A 20,305-nucleotide genomic window follows, 5' to 3' on the forward strand; every position below is an offset into this window, starting at 1 on the left:
AACGGTTGAGAAAAGGTTAAGAAAAGCTGTCGAAAAATGAGGTGATGTCATGGTTCAGATACTTGAGGGCGTAGCCGTTCTCGGCGCCTTTACCCTCTACATGATTCCGTCTATTGAAGCGGATGCGCGCAATCGCGATGACGCGTTTGCCATCACGGTATTCAACGTCCTGCTCGGCTGGACGGTGATCGGGTGGATTGCAGCATTCGTGTGGGCGCGCCGTTCGGCGACCGAAAAACGGTTGACGCATCTGGTCAGAAGGACGAAGCGCACAGTGGCGCGCGTCACCATCGACAAGCTGGTTGCACACGCCGCGCAGCGCGGCGCATTGCAGCGCACGATGCCCATGGTCGGCAAGCTGCGCGTGCGTTCGCGTGCTGCTGTGGTGGTTCGTCAGTCTTAGTTTGCGCTGCGCGGGGCGTCGTCGGCGCTGGCGGGTTTAGCCGCGCCTTCGAGAAAGCGCCGCGTCGCTTCAAACGACTGCAGCATCTGGTCGGGCCACGGTGTTTGCAGCATGACCGCCTGATGGTTTTCGAACGCGGTCGACAGCAGCTTCGACAACTCGGGGGATTGCAGGTGTCGAAGCAGCACACTCACGGCAATCGCGGTGGCCTGGCTGGCGCCGGCCGTCTGCAGTTCGGACGTAGTGAGAGCGGCGAGTTGTTTGTTGATATCCATAGTTGCGAAGAGAAAGGTTAGTGCCTGCCGGTAACGGCAGTCAGGCAGGATACCGCGCGCATAGGGCCGGGACAACCGGAGCCACGGATTATTGGGTGGCAGCCTGCTTGGATTGGGCCGGCAACTAAAATCATGCGTTGCTAAACGATTTCAAGCGTATTTGAAAGCTGTTATTCATCTTTGGCCAGACGTCTAAAAGAACTTATACAGACACGATGGTTTGCGCCGCCCATATTCAGTAAATCCCCGCATTTCCCCCACAATAAAAGCCCCACGTTGCGCCAATAACACGCTCATTGTTAAAAACGCGCGGCGCGCACGATTCACTTGAGTTTCGAATCCCGACGCGTTAAATTCGCCTCGCACGCCGCCGGCGCTGCCAAACAAATCCTGACGAAATACATACAGTTGCATGCCGCAGACCGGGTTTAGAGACCCGGCGCAGGTCATTTAAGGATCGCGATGTTGCCTCGGATGCAAAGCGACGAAGAAGCAACGCACAGCTATCCGCTTTCTGCCACGCGGGTCGCCTCAGTCAGTCTGGTGCTGGCCCTGATACTCGGCGCACTGCCTGTGATCAAGGGCGGCTGGTTCGATATCCGTTGGTGTGCCGCCTTGTCGAGCGCATGGCTCAACGTGTTCACGGTCGCGCTCGCGGCTGGACTGGCCAATACCGGTGGCCGGCGCATTCATACAGAATCGTTTCAATCACGCCAACCATTGGGCCTGCGGGTCTGGCAAGCCGCGTGGTGGCGCGCAGCCGGCGCAGCGGCCTTCGCGGTGTTGCGCACCATTCGCTGGCAGCCTTGGGCCGTGCTGGTGTGTGCGGCGTTGTCCGTGGCGGTGGCATCGCTCGCGTGGCGGGCGCCAGTCCAGTTTGCACTTGCCGCGGTGATGCGGCCGCCCAGCGCCGCGCTGATCGCAGGCGTGGCCGCCTTTGCACTGGCATTCGGCACGCTCGTCGCCGAGTTGTTCTTTTCGATGCATGCAGCGCGCGGCCGCGCATGGGCGTCGCTCGCCAACCTGCTGCGCGCGGCGCTGCTGAGCGCTCTCGTCGCGGCGGTCTGCGCCGTGCTGCTCGCCTATGCCGGTGTGTCATCCGTTTGGCCGGTGCACGCACTGAGTGCCTTCAGCGCGGCGATCGCGCTCGAATTCGCGCTGCGCGCCGTGTTCTCATGGTTCGCGCCGCCGCATACTCGCAGTGGCGACGCCAGCGTGCCCGACAGCCTCGTCGCGAGCCTGCTGCGTTTGCGTCCCTCGCCGCTCGCCCGCTTTAGCGCGCAACTGCGCAATCGCTACGGTATCGACCTGCGCCAGAACTGGGTCCTGCAAAGCGTGGTGCGTCTGCTGCCGGCCGCGATCGGGACGATCGTCGTATGCGCCTGGCTGCTGACGGGCGTCGTGATCCTGGGACCGGAACAGCGCGCCGTGTACGAACGATTCGGTGCGCCGGTCGCGGTATGGCAACCGGGCCTGCATGTGGCGCTGCCCTGGCCGTTCGGCAAGGCGCGCGCGATCGACAATGGCGCGGTTCATCAACTGGTCGTCTCCGGCTCGCCTGAAGAGAGCGTCGCCGCGTCGCCGCTGGTGCCCGCCGACGCCCAGACGCCCGAGCAGTTGAACCGCCTGTGGGACGTCGTGCACCAGGGCGAGACAAGCCAGGTGATTGCCGGCGGCAGCGGCGACCGGCAGAACTTCCAGATTGTCAGCGCAGATGTGCGGCTCGATTACCGCATCGGACTCTCGGACGCTGCAGCGCGTGCCTCGCTGTATCGCACCGACGATGTGCCGCAAACCGTGCGGGCGATTGCCAATCGCGAAGTGGTGCGCTACCTCGCGTCGCACACGCTGGACTCGCTCCTCGAAACGCGCCAGACCGTGATGGCCAACACCATCAGGCGCGCTGTGCAGGCTCAGCTCGACCGGCTGTCGAGCGGTATCGACGTAGTGGCCGTGGTGATCGAAAGCGTGCATCCGCCGACGGGGGCATCAGCGGCGTGGCATAGCGTGCAGGCCGCGCAGATCCGTGCCGAGGCGAGCGTGGCAGAGGCGCGCGGACTTGCCGCGCAAGCGCTCGGCGACGCCCAGCAGCAGGCCGAGACCGCGGTCGCGCAAGCGGCTGCGCAAGCCGCCGATGTCACGTCGGCCGCCCAGGTCCAGCAAACCAGTTTCAGCGCCGACATGATCGCGGCTCAGGCGGGTGGCCCGGCGTTTGTACTCGAGTACTACTTGCACAACCTGCAAAACGGTTTGCAGAACGCTCACGTGACGGTGATCGACGACCGCCTCGTGGAAGGCAACCGCGCCACCATCGATCTGCGCTCGTACGGCGCGGGCGATGCTATGCGAGGGCGGCGCGTTTATTGACGCGCATTTATTGACGATTGAAGACACCACAACGGCACGGCATCACGCGCGCTTATAAAGCAAACGCGGCATGGCATCGAACAGACGGCTTCGGGGGATAGGGTGAATTTGAATCAATCGCACGCGCATGCTCATGGACACGGTCACGCGCATCACCACCATGGCGGCGGTGACGCGCACGGGCACGGTGGCACGTCAGCAGGCCCCGGTTTTTACTGGCGCGTGGCGCTGGCGGCGCTGTGTGTCGTGATTGCGTTCGCGGTGGCGAGCTTCATCCAGGTGCAGGCCGGCCAGGCGACGGTGGTGACGCGCTTCGGGGAGCCGGTGCGGGTGCTGCTCGACCCGGGCCTCGCATGGCGGCTGCCGGCGCCGATCGAAGCGGCGGTGCCGGTCGATCTGCGTCTGCATACGACCTCCAGCGGCCTGCAGGACGTCGGCACGCGCGACGGCCTGCGCATCATCGTGCAGGCCTATGTGGCGTGGCGCGTGCCGGCCAATGCCAACGACGTCGGACGTTTCGTGCGCGCGGTGCGCAACGAACCGGATGAAGCGGCGCGGCAGATTCGCTCGCTGCTCGGCTCGGCGCTGCAAACCACTTCAGCAGATTTCGATCTCGCCTCGCTGGTGAACACGAATCCGCGCCAGGTGCGCATCGGCGCGTTCGAGGACGAACTGCGCCGCCAGGTGGATTCGCAGCTCTATCAGGCCTATGGCGTGCATGTCGTGCAGGTGGGCATCGAACACCTGACGTTGCCAGCGGTGACGCTCTCGGCGACGGTTGAGCGTATGCGCGCCGAGCGCGAGACGGTGGCCGCGCTACGCACGGCGGACGGCAAACGGCAGGCCGCGCAGATCCGTTCGGACGCGGATCGCGACGCGCGCATCGCGGTTGCCGATGCCAACGTCAAGGCTGCGCAGATCGAAGCGCAGTCACGCCAGGATGCTGCGGCGATCTACGGCAAGAGCTACGCGGGCAATCCACATCTCTACACAATGCTGCGCTCGCTCGACACGCTGAGCACAGTGGTCAACACCAACACCAATCTGATCCTGCGCACCGACGCCGCGCCGTTCAACGTGCTGGTTCAAGGCCCCGCGGGGCTCGGCGTCACGCAGACCCAGGCGCAGGCCCCAGCGCCGGGAGCAGCCCAGCCCGCTGCCGGTAAGAAGGGCAAGCACACCCCATGAATACGGCCGTGGAAACGCCAACGCCCTCGCTCGGACCTGGCGCACAGGCGGTACGCCTCGCGTTCTGGTTCGTGGTGGTGATCGCGCTGCTGGCGGCCGGCGTGTGGGCCACGTCGAACATCCGTCGCATTCCGGCGGACAGCCAGGCTGTGGTGATGCGCTTCGGCGCGTTCGTGCGCACCCAGGACGCGGGCTTGCTCGTCGCGTGGCCGCAGCCGTTTGAAACGGTGCTGCTGATCCCCGGCAGCGCGCGCGTGCTCGAGCAGCGTATCAGCGCGCTCGACCGCGATTCGCGTGCGCGTGCTGCTGACCCGGCCGCCACCACCGATTCCAGCGAGCCGCAGCCCCAGCCCCAGCAGTTGCCGCTAGGCGACGCGAGTTCGTGGGGTTTCCAGCCTGACGGAGCTGGGCCCGACAATGCCGCCCCGGCGCTTTCCGACGCACTGGCCGGCTCCGGTTACGTGTTGACCGGCGACAACGGCGTCGTACAGTTGAGCGCGACGCTGTACTACCGCGTGGTCGACCCATACGCCTATGTGCTGCAGAAAGATCGTCTCGACTCGGCGCTACAGCGCGTGGTTGCAGCGGCGGTGGTCGAGGTGACCGCGTCGCGCGATCTCGATTCGATTCTGGTGGCGCGTCCCGAACTGCTGTCGACCGATCAGCAGATGGCCCTCAAGCGCGAGCAGTTGCGCGGCGACATGGCGCAGGCGGTGCAACGGCATCTGAACGCGCTGGCGGCGGTTCATGCGGGCCTCGGTATCGAAGTCGCGCGCATGGACGTGCAGGCCCAGTTTCCGGCGGCGGCCGTCGATGCGTTCAACTCGGTGCTCACGTCGCTGCAAACCGCCGACCGCAATATCGCCGACGCGCGGACCCAGGCCGAGAACATTCGCCAGGGCGCGCAGCAGTCCGCCGACCAGATCCTGCAGAGCGCGCAGGCGAGCGCCTCCGAGCGCGTGTCGACCGCGCAGGCCGAAACCACCACGATCCTGCAACTTGAAACACCGCTCGACGCCAATAGCGATCCGGGCCTGCTCGCGCGCGCCTATCGCGACCGGATCCAGCAGATCCTCTCGAAGGCGGGGCGCGTGACGACGATCGATCCACACGACGCATCGAGTCTGGTGCTGCCCGGGAAAATCCAATGAACGCGCACATCGAACCGGTCGAGCGTGCTAGGCCCGGTAGGGCCGCTGATTCAGGTCATGCGGATGATGGTGCGGGGCATGAGCATGAGCATGAGCATGAGCATGAGCATGAGCCTGGGCACCAGCATGACCACGGGTTCGGCCCGGACGGCGGCCATTCACACGATGACGACGTGCCGACGATCGCGCTTTCCGCCACGGAACGCCGCATCGTCACGCGGCAGATTGCGCTCGCCTTGCTGGCGGGCGGGCTGCTGGCGTTGTCGCTCGCGTGGCGCTATTTCGCGCCCGGCGGCGCGCAACTCGCCGAAGTGCTCGCAGGACTCGCGTCGCTGCTGGTAGCCGGGCCGGTGTTCGCCGGCGCGTGGCACAGTTTGAAGCACCCCAGCCTGCACGGCGTGACCGACCGGCTGATCGCGCTTGCGATGCTGGCGGCGTGGGCAATCGGCGACATGACAACAGCGGCCCTGCTGCCGATCGTCATGACCTTCGGACACGCGCTCGAAGAGCGCAGCGTGCTCGGCTCGCAAGAGGCGATCCGCGCGCTCGGCCGGCTGACGTCGGGCAACGTGCGGCGCGTGCGGGCTGACGGCACGATCGAGGACGTGCCATACGAGGCCATCCGCGCCGGCGACACGGTAGCAGTGGCAGCAGGATCGCGGATCCCCGCGGATGGCGTGGTGCGCCGCGGCCGCTCCAGTGTCGACAATGGACCGATCACGGGCGAATCGTTGCCGCTCGATGTCGACGAGGGTATTACCGTCTTCGGCGGCGCGATGAATCTCGACGGTCCGCTGCGCATCGAGGTCACGCATGCGGGCGAGCATTCGACGCTCGGCAAGATTATCGAACTGCTGCAGCGCGCGGAGCAGGTCAAGCCGCCGATCACCCAGGTGCTTGAGCGCTACATGGGTGGCTATCTGGCGCTGGTGCTGCTGATTGCTGCAATTGTATGGTTCGCCTCGGCCAACGCGTCGGCGATGCTGGCGGTGATCGTCGCCGCGTGTCCCTGCGCGCTGGTGCTCGCCGCGCCGTCGACGGCGATCGCCGGGATTGCGGTCGGCGCGCGGCACGGCGTGCTGTTCAGAAATGCGGCGTTCCTTGACCGGATTGCCGAGATCGACTCGCTCGTGATCGACAAGACCGGCACGCTCACGCATGGCGAACTGCGCGTCGCGGACGTGTTCGCGCAACCGGGCGTGGCGCGCGCCGAGGCCGTCGCGCTGGCGGCGCGGCTGGGGGCGGGCAGTGCGCATCCGGTGAGCCGGGCGCTGACGCGCTATGCCGCGTTGGCCACGTCAGCTGCTGGGCAAGAGGTTGCGCCGTTCGAACGCACTCGCGAATTGCGCGGCCTTGGGGTGATCGCAGAAACGCCTGAAGGCACCGCGGTACTCGGCCGCGCCGAGTTGCTGTGCGAGCATGTCGCCGCGCTGCAAGCCGCGCCCGCTTCGATTGATGGACCCTGCGTTGGTCTCGCGCTCGATGGCCAACTGCTGGCATGGTTTGGCTTCGCCGACGCGTTACGCACCGAAGCCGCCGACGCGCTCGCCGAACTGCGCGAACTCGGTCTCGTGCGGCAGACCCTGCTGACGGGCGACCGCGACGTGGTGGCGCGCAAGGTGGCTGCCGAGGTCGGTATCGGCACGGTCGTTTCGCAGGCGCTGCCGCACGACAAACTCGACTACGTGATGCACGAACTCGAAGCGGGGCATCATCCGCTCGTGGTCGGCGACGGCCTGAACGATGTGCTGGCCATCAAGGCGGGCGCGACCAGCATCGCGATGGGTGAACGGGGGATCGACATTGCGGTGGCGTCCGCGGATATCGTGCTGCTCGGCGACGACCTGCGGCGCATTCCGACCTGTATCCGGCTCGGCCGGCGCTGCCGCCGTACCGCGACGATCAACGCGGCGATTGGTCTCTTATGGACCGTCCAGATTATCGCGCTCGCGGCGCTGGGTTTGCTGGGGGCGGTGTGGGTGGCGATCCTGCACAACGTCGGCACTTTCATCGTGATTGCCAACGCGGGGCGGCTGCTGCGGATCGACGAAGATGCCGTGTCGCCATCCAGCCGAAGCCTGAATGCCGACGACGAAGCACAGCCGCCAGTTGTGGCCAGTTGAAGGCCTGCCCCGAGCTTGACGCTTGCGGGGTGGGTAATGCCTTGGCGAATGCCTTAGGTTTCGGCTACCGCTTTGCTTTGGAGAATGGTCGCGTCCAGCTCGTCGAGTTGCAGCAGCAAGTCGTCGATTGAACAGAGTTGGGTTTTGGTGACGTGATGGGCGTCGAGCAGGTCGTGCAGGCGCTTGCGCCAATACTCGGTGGGCAGGATGGGGCCTCCGAAATCCCCACATAACGACGGTTTCATCACGCGCGTGATGTGCGCGATATCCTGATCGATCAGCGTAATCATGTTCCGCCCCCGTTGTGGCATGTACGTCGTTTTACACCATCTTTATTTTGTCTAATTAATACTGTAGCGTAAATTCATCAGATGACAAGCTGTAGGAATTACGAGGGTGGATAGGCCGATCATCTTTGGTAGGTGGATTATGGTTTTGCAGCGGAGAGGGCCGCCGTTATTAAGGAAAACCATGATGGAAACCCGCCGAGAAAAGCCTAGACTGTAACCAAACGTAACTAAGTGTTGCTAATCATAAGTACGGGGATGTTCAACACGGGGCCGCGCCAGACTGAGGCGCACTGACGAGAACGCGGTGAAGTCAAACCGCGCATATGGAAATGGCCGCAGAGCAATCTGCGGCCATTTTTTTATTCACTGACGGCTTTTTAGCGGTTTTTTGCTCGCTGCGGCTTATTGCTTCAGCCTGCCCGTCGAGACACCGCGGGACGAAGCGCCTTAGTGGCAGCGCTTTTCCCAGTGGTGATGCACCTTCACCTTGTGGCATACCGGATGGTGATGATCATCGGCGTAAGCCGGGCTGACAACGCCAACGGTGACGGCGGCGAGCGTGAGGGCAAGCAAAATTTTCTTCATGAGGATTCCTCGGTCGGACTGACCTTGTTGGTGGACGGTCCGCTATCTTAGCCGAGCACAGTGACAACACTGTCAAGGAAATGCAAAACCTCACGAGCTTTTTTGGGTGCGCTCACCCGAAGCGGCCAACGTGCGTGTTAGCGACTGTGCCCGCCGCCTCCGCTACTGCCGCCGCCTTGAAATGTGGCGCCGCCACCACCATGGCCGCCGCCCCAGCCGCCGCCGTGACCACCACCGTGCCAGCCACCGCCGCCGTGCCACCCATGGTAACCGTGCCAGTAGCCGCCGTGCCCGTAGTAGCAGCAGCCGCCGCCACCGCCCCAGATGCCAATCGAGCCATAGGTCGGCACATACCCGTAGCCATATCCGTAACCGTAGTCCGGGTAGTACGGTTGTTCGCCGTAGTACGGATAGCCATAATCGCCGTAGTACGGATAGCCATAACCAGGCGCAACCGCACAACCGGCCAGAACCGCCACTACCCCGAGCGCCGCAATCAGGCGAAGCATGATGTTCTCCCTCGTACACCCTTAAGAAAGAACTGGGGCCGCCAAGTTCCAGCTCAATTGTGTCCACTGTTTACAGAAACAATGACGGTTCGTTACCTCTGACCTAAGTCGCGCAAACAGCACGCGTCGGGCGGTTCAAACGCATTGCCGCTGAAACGCCTCTGCAGTCTGGCTGAGGCTTTTTCGTTTCGTCGCATCAAGCGTGTGCGGCACTCATGCTTCGAGTGCGAGCGTCGCAAACGTCGCGAGCCAATGTTCACCCATGTAGTCCCCAGCGACATGCGCAAGCGCGCTGTCGAGGTGGAGTTCGGCCGCTTCGTTGAGCAGCGCACGGCGCGCATCGTCGGCAGGCAGGGCGCGGGCGAGCGAACGCTGGCACCACGCGCGGCTGAGATTCAGGCCGTCGAGGTGAGCGATCTTGCCGTCACTGCGATCGGTTACCGTCACCGGGACGAACAGCGTGGCCGGCTGGCGCACGGCAAGCTCCGGCAGGAACGCGCCGAACCAGTCGACGAACTGCCCGGCCGGTAACACGCGGCGCATCAGTTCGGCTTCCATCAGCGAAGGCGATAGAAATTCATCTCCCGCCGGCTCCCATGCCTGACACGCAACGTCATTCAGGTACCAGCGCTGCGCGGTCTCTGTCACGAGGGCCGCCAAAGATTCGCGCGACGTCTGGCGCGCGAAATCGAGCGTCAGCGCGAGCGCGAACGCCATGTTGAAATGCGTGCCGACGCGCAGCGGATAGGTGGCCTTAGGAAGGAACTCCTCGAATCGTTCGACGAAAGCATCGGTTAGCGGTGCGAAGGTTTTGCTCCAGCGCGTCGCCTGCGGCAGCTTCAGTGCGTCGATCTGTGCCGAGAGCGCCAATAGCCAACCCCAGCCATACGGCCGCTCGAAGCCTCGATTGTGCGGCAAGTCGAGATACGCCCGTTCGCCGGCCACGTTGGCCTCGGTGAAGTGCTGCTCGACCACGGCGACGATGCGCGGGGCCTCGGGCAGATCAGGGAAGCGTTCGCGCAGATGGAGGATCAGCCAGTAGCCATGCACGCACGAATGCCAATCGTAGCTGCCATAAAAAATCGGATGCAGCGCCCGCGGTCCCTGCACGTCCTGCGGACCGGCCAGCGAATGAGTCAGCTTGTTCGGATACTCACGCGTGAGGTGATCCAGCGCCAGATTGGCGAATTTCGATGCGACAGCGGAAGTGAGTTGAGCGGTCATCGGCGCCTCGTCGGGAGCAGTCAAAAGTCGTTCAAAAGCGGAAAACAAAGAGATACATCAGGACGGTGTTGACGATCAACAGCAGCAATGCCGTGGGCCATTGCGCCTTGATGACGCCGTTCTGGTCCTTCAGTTCGAGCAGGGCGGCAGGCACGATGTTGAAGTTGGCCGCCATCGGCGTCATCAGCGTACCGCAGAAGCCGGACAACATGCCGATGGCGCCGAGGATGGCCGGATTGCCGTGGAATTGATGGACGATCAACGGCAGGCCGATACCCGCGGTCATGACGGGAAATGCGGCGAACGCGTTGCCCATGATCATGGTGAAGATGGCCATGCCGAACGTGTAGGCGGCGACCACCGCGAAGGCCGAGTCGACCGGAATCCACGCTTTGACGAGTTCGGACACGACGTGGCCGACGCCTGCCACCGCGAAGAGTGCGCCGAGGGCCGCGAGCATCTGCGGCAGAATCGCGGCCCAGCCGACGGTGTCCATCGTATGCCGCGCATCTTTGAGCGCGTGAACCGGCGAGTCGCGCAACATCATGAGCGCTGTGCCGAATGCGACCAGCGTGCCGAGCACGAGCGAAATCAGCGTCACGCTCTTCGGATCGACGAACGGCACGTATTTGAGGGTGAAGGTGCCGAGCAAGGTGACGAGCGGAATCAGCAGCGCCGGGACGAACAGTTTATTGCCGAAGCGTTGCGCGTTCGCCTCACGGCGTTTCGCCGCAGCGGTGCTCGCGCTGTCCGGGTTGCCTTTGCCGAGTTTGCCCGAGCCGGCGATCAGCGCGAGTGCGATGGCGAGGCAGCCGGTGACGAAGTTCGGCAACTCGGCACCAAACATGAAAGTGATGGCGTAGATGCCCCAGAACAGGAAGTTGACGAGGCGGCGCGGGTTGGAGCGGTCCTGCAGACTGAATAGCGCAAAGGCGGCGAACATCAGGCCGGCAAGGATGTACAGGGTCTCGAGCTTGATCATCGTGCGAGGCTCCGTGCGTGGGCGTTCATCCGGTACGACAGATTGCGGTCGAGCAGCATCAGGCGGGCGCAGTGGATCAGGACCGCAGCAACCGCGGTCGGAATGGCCCAGACGGAAATATGCAGCGGCTCGACTACGACGCCGTTCTGCTCGAGAAAGCCTTTGATCAGCAAAATGGACTGGATGGCGATAAAGATGTCTTCGCCGAAGAACACCGCGATATTGTCGACGGCCGACGCATTGGCGCGGATCTGTTGGCGCACTTCATCGGGCAACTCGCCGTAGCGGTTCGCGGTAGCGGCTTCTGCCATTGGCGCGATCAGCGGACGCACCATCTGCGCGTGACCGCCTAGCGAGGTCAGCCCCAGGGCCGCAGTGATCTGGCGGATCACGAAATACAGCATCAGCACGCGGCCGGTGGTGGCCGCTTGCAAGCGGGAAATCAGATGCCGCGCCTGTTCCTTCAGGCCGTTGCGTTCGAGCAGGGCGATCACAGGGAGCGTCAGCCAGATGAGGCCCATGTAGCGGTTCTCGGCGAAGGCCTTGCCGAAAGCGCTGATGATCTCCACCGTGTGGAGGCCGCCGGCGAGTCCGGTGGCGATGCCTGCAATCGTCACGACCAGCAGCGCGTTAAAGCGCAGCGCGAAGCCGATCACGACGATCGGTATCCCTATCAGAACCAGCATGTTTTCTCCCTGTATCGCTGTGTGGCGGCGAGGAAATCTAACACGATAAATTATCGATAAATAGTCAACAAAGTGGGGATTTAGGGTAAACGACGAGCGTGCGCAGCAGTGGTTTGCGGGCCGTGCCGACGCTCAAATATTTGCAGTCGGTGCCGGCGTTCGCCGAGCACTATCACGAGTCCGATGACGAAGGTGACGAAAGCGTCGATGCCGGGCCAACCAGAGGTTTGACGTGGGACCGGCGCCCCACCCCATTCAGCGATTTCGGCCTCATTGCGATCGGCGTGCCGCGCAACCGTGCGTTGCCGGCGAACCGCGATCCGCATTTCTACGACCTGGGTGCTTGCGGGCCGCAGCGTACCGATCTGAAGGGGCGCGACGAATTTTGCGGCATCTTCCGTACGCCAACGCTGCGTAACGTTGCGTTGAAGAAAAGCTTTTTCCACAACGTACTGGGCCAACCTGAATACCGATCCTCCCTTTGATCGCAAGCCCGGCGACAAGCCGGCGCTCGACGAGGCCGAAATCAAGGATGTCGTGACGTTCCTGAATACGCTGACCGATGGCTACAAACCGGTCGCGCAATGAATGAAACGGGCGTGCGGTCTGGAGGACTGCGCCGCCGGATCATATAGCGGGTGAAGAAGGGCACCCGACCACGTCAAGCGAAAGTTCCATACCTATGCTAGGTTTCTACCCGGCGCGTCCATCAGAGGACGCGCTGCGTGACGATCCACCAAGCTGAAGTACGTCTCATCTCGTTGTCGGATTGCTTATCCGGTGAAACAAGGGGAATGCGCTTGAAAAGTGATTCGCGGACCTTGCAGGTAGCTTACAAAAAGGCTGCGCGCCCTCGAACGCGGCGCGCCGTGAAGGGCGGCCTCGCGCTCGTCGTCGTCACGTCCCTTACTGCGTGCATGGTCGGCCCGGACTATCACAAGCCCGAGGTCCAGGTGCCACAGGGGTTCAAGGAAGGCGTCGATTGGCAGCGCGCCGAGGTGAATCCGCAGGCTGCTATCTCGAGCACCTGGTGGCGCATGTACGGCGACAACAAGCTCAATGGTCTCGTCGAACAGTCATTACAAGCCAACCAGTCGATCGCCTCGGCGGAAGCCGCCTACCGCGTCGCGCTCGCCACTGTCGAGTCCCAACAGGCGGGCCTGTTTCCGGTCGTCAAGGCCGGCGTGTCCGGCGCGCGTTCCGGCGGCAACCTCGGAGGCCTTGCACAGAGTTCCGGTTCGAGTGCCGCGTCGGGCAACAGCATCATTGCAAGCGGTAGCGTCAGTTGGGAACTGGACCTGTGGGGAGCGATACGGCGCCAGATCGAGCAGGCGAAAGCGAACGCCCAGTCATCGGATGCGCAGCTTGCCGGTGAACGCATCTCGATCACGGCCAGCGTCGTGACTGACTACTTCCAGCTGCGCCAGGCCGACTTCGACACTCACGCGCTGAAGGAGCAGCAGGATATCGACAGCCAGATTCTGTCGATGGTGCAAACCGCGTTCAAAGAAGGCGAAGCATCGAACGACGACGTGCTGACCGCGCAGGAGAACCTCGAGACTATCATCGCCGACCTGCAGGCGACCGAAACGACCCGCGAGCAGGACGAGCACGCAATTGCCGTGCTGACCGGTGTGCCGCCGGAGACATTCTCCATCGACCCCGATCCGGACTATCCCTTCCTGACGCCTGCCGTGCCGTCGGCCTTGCCTTCCCAATTGCTCGAGCGGCGCTACGACGTGGTCAGTGCCGAGCGCACGGCCGCAGCTGCCAACGCGGGCATCGGCCTCGCCGAAGCCGCGTTCTATCCGTCGCTGACGCTCTCGGCCGAGGGTGGTTTCGCGCACAACACGTTGGCGCATCTGTTCACCGTGCCGAACCGCTTCTGGACACTCGGCCCCCAACTCGCGGAAACGATTTTCGACGGCGGCGCACGCACGGCCGCGGTGCACGGAGCGCGCGCAACCTACGACGAAGACGTCGCGAACTACCGGAATACGGTCCTGACGGCTTTCCAGAGCGTGGAGGACAGCCTGTCGTCGATCAATCACCTGCGGACGCAGGCCAGCTCGTTCGCGAAGGTGTACGACAGCAACAGCCGCCTGTTCGCAAGCGAACAGGCGCAGTTCAATGCCGGGGCGGTCAGCCAGCAGAGCTTGCTGACGCAACGGCTGACATTGCTCGAGGCGGAGCAGAATCTGCGCGACACGCAGGCGCTGCTCGCCGAGAGCAATGTGGCGCTCGTCAAGAACCTTGGCGGCGGCTGGCAACGCGATGATGACGCTCAAGTAGCTGCAGGGCCGGCCGCGGCTTCATCGCCCGCTTCGGAATCTGCAGTACGACCTGCCCCGGCGCCGTCTGCCGACTGAGTTACCCGCTGTTCCATATGATGTGGCATATCGCGGCGTTCGCGTATGCCGGCCTCAAGCAAGAACGGAGTCCTCATGAAGTCACGTCCTCAGCGCGCGTCGCTGTCGTATCTGTGTCTGATCGTACTCGCCGCCTGCTCGAAAACGGCGCCGCCTCCTCCGCCGCCACAGGTCGCGGTGGTGAAGGCGCACATGCAGACGGTGCCGCTCGAGCGTCAGTTCGTCGGCCGGCTTTCGCCTTATTACATGGCGAATGTCACGGCCCGTGTGTCCGGCGTGCTGCTGCGGCGCAATTACACGGAAGGCTCGCAGGTGCGCGCGGGGCAACTGCTGTTCGAGATCGATCCGGTCTTTTACCGCGCGCAGCTCAATAACGATCTCGCAGTGCTGGCCGAAGATCAGGCCACCTACGTCAACGACCACATCACGGCCGTGCGCAACCGCAAGCTGCTGCCGGTCGGTTCGGTCTCGCAGCAGACCGTCGACAATTCCGATGCCGCCGAACGTAGCGCCGCAGCCAAGGTCAAGGCCGACGAGGCAGTTGTCGCGAGCGCTCGGGTCTCGCTCGACTACACGCGCGTGACGGCGCCGATCGGCGGTATTGCCGGACAACAACAGGTGACGGCGGGCGCGGTGGTCGGCAACAGCACGTCCGACACGGGTGGAAGCGGCACGCTGTTGACGACGGTCCAGCAGATCGATCCGATGTACGTGAACTTCACGATCAGTTCGGCTGATCTGGCCACGCTGCAGGATAACCAGAGCGCCGGCTCGGTCGATCTGACGCAGCAGAACCACACCACGGTGCAGCTCGCGCTGCCCAATCGCGCGCCGTACGGTACGACCGGCACGCTCGATTTCTCCGACGTGACGGTGAACGCGGCGACCGGCTCGGTCAATCTGCGTGCGCTCGTTGCGAACCCACAGCGGCGTCTGCTGCCCGGCATGTACGTGACGCTGACCGTCAATTTCGGTCAGCAGAACAATGTGTTCCTGATTCCGCAACAGGGCGTGCAGCGCGACACGGTCGGCGCGTACGTGTTCGTGGTCGACGCAAACAACAAGGTGGGCCGCAAGGACGTCGTGGCGACCGATAGCCTCGGCAACGACTGGATCGTCACGCAGGGGCTGGCAGACGGCGACCAGATCATCGTGAACGGTGTGCAGATGGTGCGGGAAGGGGCACCGGTGAAGAGCGTCGCGTGGCAGCCACCTGCGGCGGCGTCCGGTGCGGCGGCGGCTTCGCCGCCGGCAGCGACAACAGCGGCGACAACAGCGGCGTCGGCAGCGACAACAGCAGCGCCGGCAGCCTCGGGCCCTGCGGCCGCGCCGGTTTCCACAGCGTCAGCGGCTTCGGCCGCCTCGGCGCAGTAGGAGACCGCACATGCCGAGTTTTTTCATTAGCCGCCCCGTTTTCGCCTGGGTTATCGCGATCCTGATCTGCCTGTTCGGCATCATCTCGGTCCACAGCATGGGGATCGATTCGTACCCGGACATCGCGCCGCCGGAAGTGACCGTCACTGCGCAGTATCCGGGCGCGAGTGCCCAGACGATGGAGTCGACGGTGACCCAGGTGATCGAGCAGCAGCTCACCGGCATCGACAATCTGCTGTATTTCAGTTCGACGTCGAGCTCGAATGGCCAGACGCAGATCATCCTCACATTCGCGACCGGCACCAACCCGGACATCGCCCAGGTGCAGGTGCAGAACAAGGTCACGCTGGCCGAGCCGCTGCTGCCGTCGCAGGTGACGCAGCAAGGGGTCGTGGTGGCGAAGGCGAGCCCGGACATTTTGATGTTCGTCGCGCTGCAGTCGGACAATGCCGCGATCGACGCAGGACGCCTTTCCGATATTCTCGCCTCGCAGATCCAGCCTAACATCGGCCGTGTGAACGGGGTCGGCAATACCACGTTGCTGGGCTCGGAGTACGCGGTGCGCATCTGGCTCGACCCCAACAAGCTGCAGAGCTACGGGCTGTCGACGACCCAGGTGCTTAATGCCGTGAACGCGCAGAACGCGCAGTTCGCAGCCGGCTCGCTCGGCGCGGATCCGGCTGTGAAGGGGCAGGTGTTTACTGCGAACGTGACGGGCGATAGCCTCTTTTCGTCGCTCAAGCAGTTCCAGGACATCATTATTGTCGCGAACAACAACGGCACCACGGTCAAGCTCTCCGACGTGGCACGCATTTCGTTCGGCTCGCAGACGTATGGCTTCGCGCCGGTTTATAACGGCAAGGCGGCAGGCGGGATGGCCGTGTTCCTGTTGCCGGGCGCCAATGCGCTCGCGGTTGCGAAGGCGGTGAAAGCCGAGATGGCGACGCTGGCGAAGGATCTGCCGGAAGGCGTCACATGGAGCGTGCCATACGACACGACGCCGTTTATTACCGCGTCGATCGTGGACGTGATCCGCACGCTCATCGAGGCGATCGTGCTGGTGTTCTTCGTCATGCTGATCTTCCTGCAGAATCTGCGGGCCACGATCATCCCTACGCTTGTGATTCCGGTTGCGCTGCTCGGGACCTTCATCGGCCTGTCGGCGCTGCACTACACGCTGAATCAGTTGACGCTGTTCGGCATGGTGCTGGCAATCGGTATCGTGGTTGACGACGCGATCGTCGTGATCGAGAACGTCGAACGCATCATGACCGAGGAGCATATGGAGCCAAGGGCGGCGACCCGCAAAGCGATGGGCCAGATCACCGGCGCCATTATCGCCATTACGGTGGTGCTGTCCGCGGTCTTCATCCCGTCCGCGCTGCAGCCGGGCGCGACCGGCATCATCTACGCACAGTTCGCACTGACGATTGCGGTGTCGATGGGATTCTCCGCGTTCCTCGCGATGTCGTTCACCCCTTCGCTGTGCGCGGCGATCCTGAAGCCCGAACACGCGACGAAAAAGAACTGGTTCTACCGCTGGTTCGACCGTAGTTTCGAGTGGACGACGAACAAATATATCGGCCAAACCGGCCGGGCGGTGACCCATGCGCCGCGCTGGATGATCGTATTCGTGCTCGTCGTGGTGCTGACGGGTTTCCTGTATACGAAACTGCCTACCAGCTTCGTGCCGGACGAAGATCAGGGCTTCGTGCTCGCACTTATCAATTTGCCGCCCGGCTCGACGCTGCAGCGCACCAACCACGTGATGGCCGAGGTGCGCGACAAGCTCGCGAACAGTCCGTTCAGCAAGGAAATCGTGGGGATCTTCCAGCCGGAAGGCTTCAGCTTTGTCGGCACAAGCGAAAACGTCGGCATGTCGTTCATCAAGCTGGCAGACTGGGACAAGCGCCATGACACTGCGATGACGCTGATTCCGAAGATCAACCAGACCCTTCATAGCATTCCCGATGCGCAGATCTTTGCGGTGAATCTGCCGACCATCCGCGGTCTTAGCCAGTTCGGCGGCATCGACATGTATCTGCAGGCACGTGAAGGCCAGTCGCGCGCGGAGCTCGCCCAGGCCACGGGCACGCTGCTCGCGGGTGCGACGAAGAGCCCCGTGCTGTTCGGGATCCGTCCGAACTCGCTGCCGAGCGCACCGCAACTGGACATCGCGGTGGACCGTACGCAGGCCGAAGCAATGGGCCTGTCGCTGACCGATGTCTACTCCACGCTCGAGATGGAGCTCGCGCCGTTTTATATCGATCAGTTCACCTACGGCGGACGTGTGAAGCGCGTCTATATCCAGGCGGATGCGCCATACCGGATGGGGATCGACTCGCTCCAGCACCTGTACACGCCGAGCTTATTCGCGAACGGTGGCAGCACGGCCACGAGCCAGTTGTCATCGGCCAGCGCGACGACGTCGAACGGCTTCACGACGCCCGCCGACCCGTCGCCCGCGAATACGTCGATCGCCCCCTACAACATGGTGCCGCTCTCCAGCGTGGTAAATGCCAAATGGAGCTTCGGGCCGACCGTGCTGCCGCGCTACAACGGCTACTCGGCAATCGAGATCGTCGGCAACTCCGCACCGGGCTACTCGACCGGGCAGGCGATCAATGTGCTGCAGAACATCGTCGACCGCCAGTTGCCAACGGGTTTCGCGGCGGACTGGACCGGGCAGTCGTTCCAGGAATTGTTGTCGGGCTCGTCGGCGGTGACGCTGTTGATGCTGTCGATCGTGGTGGTGTTCCTGTGTCTCGCCGCGTTGTATGAAAGCTGGTCGATTCCGGCTGCCGTTCTGCTCGTCGTGCCGCTGGGGATGCTGGGGATGCTGGCGTTCTGTCTCTCATTCGGAGTGCCGAACGACATCTACTTCAAGATCGGTCTCGTGACCGTGATCGGCCTCGCGGCGAAAAACGCGATTCTGATCGTCGAGTTCGCGGTGGAGGGGCAGCAACAAGGCAAGACGCTGCGCGATGCCGTCATGACCGCGGCCCGGCTGAGACTGCGTCCGATCCTGATGACCTCGATGGCGTTCATTCTCGGCGTGTTCCCGCTGGTTATTTCATCGGGCGCAGGCGCGGCTTCGCGTCATGAAATTGGCACCGGTGTGATCGGCGGCATGCTGTTCGCCACGTTCCTCGGTCTGCTGCTGATCCCGGTGTTCTACGTGGTCGTACGGCGATTGCTCGGCGACAAGCTCGACGAGGTATCGCACAAGATGCCTCATCACGGCGACGACGAGGGCGGCCACGGCGAGCACGATGGCGGCCCACCATCGGGTGGTGGCGGCGGTCATGACGGTGGCGGTACGGGCGGCACAACCCCCGCAGGGGAGGGCACGCCAGCCTAGCGAGACAACGCGCGCCAGATGCGGCGCGCTTCAGTGAGCCATGCACCGGTGCAGCGAGAGATGAAAAGGACACGGAAACAGGCGCTGCAGACGCGCGACCAGATTCTCGACGCGGCCGAGTGGGTCTTCGTCGAGCGTGGCGTCGCCCGTACGTCGCTGGAGGACGTGGCGTTGCGGGCCGGGTTCACGCGTGGCGCGATTTATGGACACTTTCGCAACAAGGTCGAGCTGTTCGTCGCCATGACGAACCGCGTCATGCTACCGATGGAGATGCTGGTGTCGGCGTCGGTCGATGCTGGGGAGCCCGATCCGCTCGGCAGGATACGGCAGTTGCTGGTGTTCTGCCTCAGCAAGGCCGTGGTCGAGCCACACAGCCGCCGGGTGTTCGAAGTGCTGTTCACGAAGTGTGAGCACACACGCGACACCGACCCGGTGTTCGATCGACAGCGCAACGCCGCCCGCAACGGCAGAAAGCAGCTCGAGCTTGCTCTGCAAAATGCGATTGCAAGAGGACAATTGCCGGCGGATCTGGATACGGTTCGCGCATCAGGCATCGTGCATGCGTTTCTCGACGGCGTGTTGCGGGACTGGCTCCTGGAACAGGATTCGATCGTCTTGCCGCGCGATGCCGAGTGTCTCGTGGATATATGCATCGGCATGCTGCGGCAGTCGCCTTCGTTGCGGCAAGCATGTGTCGCTGTGCAACCACCTCGAGTGAGTGAAGACGCATTGCAGCGCCCTCGTCATATCGAATAACCTCGATCCTATTCGGACCGCAGCGTGACAGGAGGGACGACAGTCTCGATCCGGCCTGTCTTCACGTCATACACAAGACCGGTCACTGTGAAGCCGCCCGGAAGATTCGGATTGGCCCTGAGCGCCTCCACATCGATCGCGACTGCCTTGTACGGATCGGTGATCGCGAGATCGTCGAGTTTGTCTTCCGCGACACCCATATACTTCGACAGCAACTTCGGCGCGTGATGGTAGCAACCGTTGATCCCACAATCGGTATGCTGAAGGAGGACCAGATTCCAGCCGTCACCGACTGGTTGTCCCGCCGCTCGCGAAACGGCGCCGAGTAGCGCCATCGTTTCAAGCAGCGACGGATTCACGCGTCCTCCCACATTGCGGATCACTGCCGTTTCGCCGGGCGCCAGTTTGAGCACGTCCATCGGATCGACACGAGGGTCGACGCAACCGATGATCATCGTTTTGCGCGACGGCATCATTTTCAGATCGGCGGAGAAGCCGCTTTGTGCGAATTCGGCATTGCGGCTAGCAAGGGTTTCAAGAAAGTCCATGATGACCTCTATCGTTTAAGGCTACGCTGAAGAAGCCGCCGTTTCGCCGACGGTTTGCTGCTGAACTGCGGAATGCGAGATCAGCGACGCGACTGGTTCCGTTTCGTGGCCCAG

Annotated in this window: 18 protein-coding genes and 1 pseudogene; 10 read left to right on the forward strand and 9 right to left on the reverse strand. The window is 63.2% G+C overall.

What is annotated here, in order from left to right; all coding sequences use genetic code 11:
• The first annotated feature begins 49 nt into the window (after positions 1-49).
• Positions 50-403 carry a superinfection immunity protein gene (locus tag P3T40_RS18700; protein WP_429269212.1) on the forward strand — a complete coding sequence of 118 codons (354 nt, stop codon included), beginning with the start codon at positions 50-52 and terminating at the stop codon, positions 401-403.
• Here P3T40_RS18700 and P3T40_RS18705 read toward each other — a convergent pair.
• Together P3T40_RS18705 and P3T40_RS18710 are read right to left on the reverse strand one after the other, a co-directional pair.
• On the reverse strand, positions 400-678 hold the full coding sequence (locus P3T40_RS18705; RefSeq protein ID WP_429269213.1) for a hypothetical protein: 279 nt from the start codon (positions 676-678) through the stop codon (positions 400-402). The genes P3T40_RS18700 and P3T40_RS18705 overlap by 4 nt on opposite strands.
• Before the next feature lie 192 nt (positions 679-870).
• Entirely contained in the window at positions 871-1,092 is a 222-nt protein-coding gene (locus P3T40_RS18710; protein WP_429269214.1) for a hypothetical protein, read from the reverse strand.
• A 60-nt stretch (positions 1,093-1,152) separates the two neighbouring features.
• Between P3T40_RS18710 and hflK the strand changes: the two genes are divergently transcribed.
• The 4 genes from hflK (at position 1,153) to P3T40_RS18730 (ending at position 7,507) form a co-directional block, all read left to right on the forward strand.
• Complete coding sequence (gene hflK, locus P3T40_RS18715; protein WP_429269215.1) at positions 1,153-3,045, forward strand: protease modulator HflK; 1,893 nt, start codon at positions 1,153-1,155, stop codon at positions 3,043-3,045.
• 102 nt (positions 3,046-3,147) lie between these two features.
• The gene (gene hflC / locus P3T40_RS18720; RefSeq protein ID WP_429269216.1) at positions 3,148-4,233 is read left to right on the forward strand and encodes a protease modulator HflC; all 1,086 of its coding nucleotides are present in this window, start codon (positions 3,148-3,150) and stop codon (positions 4,231-4,233) included.
• A complete protein-coding gene (locus P3T40_RS18725) occupies positions 4,230-5,384 on the forward strand; it encodes an SPFH domain-containing protein (protein ID WP_429269217.1) in 1,155 nt (384 codons plus the stop codon). The genes hflC and P3T40_RS18725 overlap by 4 nt, the downstream gene beginning before the upstream one ends.
• Complete coding sequence (locus tag P3T40_RS18730; RefSeq protein WP_429269218.1) at positions 5,381-7,507, forward strand: heavy metal translocating P-type ATPase; 2,127 nt, start codon at positions 5,381-5,383, stop codon at positions 7,505-7,507. Before P3T40_RS18725 ends, P3T40_RS18730 begins: the two co-directional genes overlap by 4 nt.
• A 53-nt stretch (positions 7,508-7,560) precedes the next feature.
• Here the strand turns inward: P3T40_RS18730 and P3T40_RS18735 are convergent, their stop codons facing one another.
• The 6 genes from P3T40_RS18735 to P3T40_RS18760 all read right to left on the reverse strand — a co-directional run bounded on the left by P3T40_RS18735 (position 7,561) and on the right by P3T40_RS18760 (position 11,783).
• Positions 7,561-7,797 (reverse strand): hypothetical protein, encoded by a 237-nt coding sequence (locus P3T40_RS18735; protein ID WP_429269219.1) that lies wholly within the window; start codon positions 7,795-7,797, stop codon positions 7,561-7,563.
• Between the two features lie 447 nt (positions 7,798-8,244).
• A complete protein-coding gene (locus P3T40_RS18740; RefSeq protein ID WP_429269220.1) occupies positions 8,245-8,382 on the reverse strand; it encodes a hypothetical protein in 138 nt (45 codons plus the stop codon).
• A gap of 137 nt (positions 8,383-8,519) precedes the next feature.
• The gene (locus tag P3T40_RS18745; protein WP_429269221.1) at positions 8,520-8,891 is read right to left on the reverse strand and encodes a hypothetical protein; all 372 of its coding nucleotides are present in this window, start codon (positions 8,889-8,891) and stop codon (positions 8,520-8,522) included.
• A gap of 213 nt (positions 8,892-9,104) precedes the next feature.
• Complete coding sequence (locus P3T40_RS18750) at positions 9,105-10,115, reverse strand: DUF2891 domain-containing protein (protein ID WP_429269222.1); 1,011 nt, start codon at positions 10,113-10,115, stop codon at positions 9,105-9,107.
• 31 nt (positions 10,116-10,146) lie between these two features.
• A complete protein-coding gene (locus tag P3T40_RS18755) occupies positions 10,147-11,097 on the reverse strand; it encodes a DUF979 domain-containing protein (RefSeq protein WP_429269223.1) in 951 nt (316 codons plus the stop codon).
• Positions 11,094-11,783, reverse strand: coding sequence for a DUF969 domain-containing protein (locus P3T40_RS18760; protein WP_429269224.1), 690 nt, complete (start codon positions 11,781-11,783; stop codon positions 11,094-11,096). Before P3T40_RS18760 ends, P3T40_RS18755 begins: the two co-directional genes overlap by 4 nt.
• 98 nt (positions 11,784-11,881) lie before the next feature.
• Between P3T40_RS18760 and P3T40_RS18765 the strand changes: the two are divergent.
• The 5 genes and pseudogenes from P3T40_RS18765 to P3T40_RS18785 all read left to right on the forward strand — a co-directional run.
• Positions 11,882-12,371: pseudogene (locus P3T40_RS18765) on the forward strand (hypothetical protein); the annotation flags it as partial.
• A gap of 212 nt (positions 12,372-12,583) precedes the next feature.
• Positions 12,584-14,152 carry an efflux transporter outer membrane subunit gene (locus tag P3T40_RS18770; protein ID WP_429269225.1) on the forward strand — a complete coding sequence of 523 codons (1,569 nt, stop codon included), beginning with the start codon at positions 12,584-12,586 and terminating at the stop codon, positions 14,150-14,152.
• 75 nt (positions 14,153-14,227) lie between these two features.
• On the forward strand, positions 14,228-15,526 hold the full coding sequence (locus P3T40_RS18775; protein ID WP_429269226.1) for an efflux RND transporter periplasmic adaptor subunit: 1,299 nt from the start codon (positions 14,228-14,230) through the stop codon (positions 15,524-15,526).
• Positions 15,527-15,536: 10 nt separating this feature from the next.
• Positions 15,537-18,887: an efflux RND transporter permease subunit gene (locus P3T40_RS18780; protein ID WP_429269227.1), complete on the forward strand. Its 3,351-nt coding sequence runs from the start codon at positions 15,537-15,539 to the stop codon at positions 18,885-18,887.
• 60 nt (positions 18,888-18,947) lie between these two features.
• Positions 18,948-19,643, forward strand: a complete 696-nt coding sequence (locus P3T40_RS18785) for a TetR family transcriptional regulator (protein WP_429269228.1) — start codon at positions 18,948-18,950, stop codon at positions 19,641-19,643.
• 8 nt (positions 19,644-19,651) lie between these two features.
• Here P3T40_RS18785 and P3T40_RS18790 read toward each other — a convergent pair whose 3' ends face one another.
• On the reverse strand, positions 19,652-20,191 hold the full coding sequence (locus P3T40_RS18790) for a carbonic anhydrase (protein WP_429269229.1): 540 nt from the start codon (positions 20,189-20,191) through the stop codon (positions 19,652-19,654).
• Positions 20,192-20,305 lie beyond the last annotated feature (114 nt).

The organism is Paraburkholderia sp. EB58, from assembly GCF_050436665.1.
Classification (GTDB): Bacteria; Pseudomonadota; Gammaproteobacteria; order Burkholderiales; family Burkholderiaceae; genus Paraburkholderia.

Coding starts and splice junctions, on each gene's coding strand:
- P3T40_RS18745 (WP_429269221.1), bottom strand. CDS start 8,891: ATGCTTCGCCTGATTGCGGCGCTCGGGGTAGTGGCGGTTCTGGCCGGT.
- P3T40_RS18730 (WP_429269218.1), top strand. CDS start 5,381: ATGAACGCGCACATCGAACCGGTCGAGCGTGCTAGGCCCGGTAGGGCC.
- P3T40_RS18740 (WP_429269220.1), bottom strand. CDS start 8,382: ATGAAGAAAATTTTGCTTGCCCTCACGCTCGCCGCCGTCACCGTTGGC.
- P3T40_RS18750 (WP_429269222.1), bottom strand. CDS start 10,115: ATGACCGCTCAACTCACTTCCGCTGTCGCATCGAAATTCGCCAATCTG.
- P3T40_RS18790 (WP_429269229.1), bottom strand. CDS start 20,191: ATGGACTTTCTTGAAACCCTTGCTAGCCGCAATGCCGAATTCGCACAA.
- P3T40_RS18755 (WP_429269223.1), bottom strand. CDS start 11,097: ATGATCAAGCTCGAGACCCTGTACATCCTTGCCGGCCTGATGTTCGCC.
- P3T40_RS18725 (WP_429269217.1), top strand. CDS start 4,230: ATGAATACGGCCGTGGAAACGCCAACGCCCTCGCTCGGACCTGGCGCA.
- P3T40_RS18705 (WP_429269213.1), bottom strand. CDS start 678: ATGGATATCAACAAACAACTCGCCGCTCTCACTACGTCCGAACTGCAG.
- P3T40_RS18780 (WP_429269227.1), top strand. CDS start 15,537: ATGCCGAGTTTTTTCATTAGCCGCCCCGTTTTCGCCTGGGTTATCGCG.
- P3T40_RS18700 (WP_429269212.1), top strand. CDS start 50: ATGGTTCAGATACTTGAGGGCGTAGCCGTTCTCGGCGCCTTTACCCTC.
- P3T40_RS18760 (WP_429269224.1), bottom strand. CDS start 11,783: ATGCTGGTTCTGATAGGGATACCGATCGTCGTGATCGGCTTCGCGCTG.
- hflK (WP_429269215.1), top strand. CDS start 1,153: ATGCAAAGCGACGAAGAAGCAACGCACAGCTATCCGCTTTCTGCCACG.
- P3T40_RS18775 (WP_429269226.1), top strand. CDS start 14,228: ATGAAGTCACGTCCTCAGCGCGCGTCGCTGTCGTATCTGTGTCTGATC.
- P3T40_RS18785 (WP_429269228.1), top strand. CDS start 18,948: ATGAAAAGGACACGGAAACAGGCGCTGCAGACGCGCGACCAGATTCTC.
- P3T40_RS18735 (WP_429269219.1), bottom strand. CDS start 7,797: ATGATTACGCTGATCGATCAGGATATCGCGCACATCACGCGCGTGATG.
- P3T40_RS18710 (WP_429269214.1), bottom strand. CDS start 1,092: ATGCAACTGTATGTATTTCGTCAGGATTTGTTTGGCAGCGCCGGCGGC.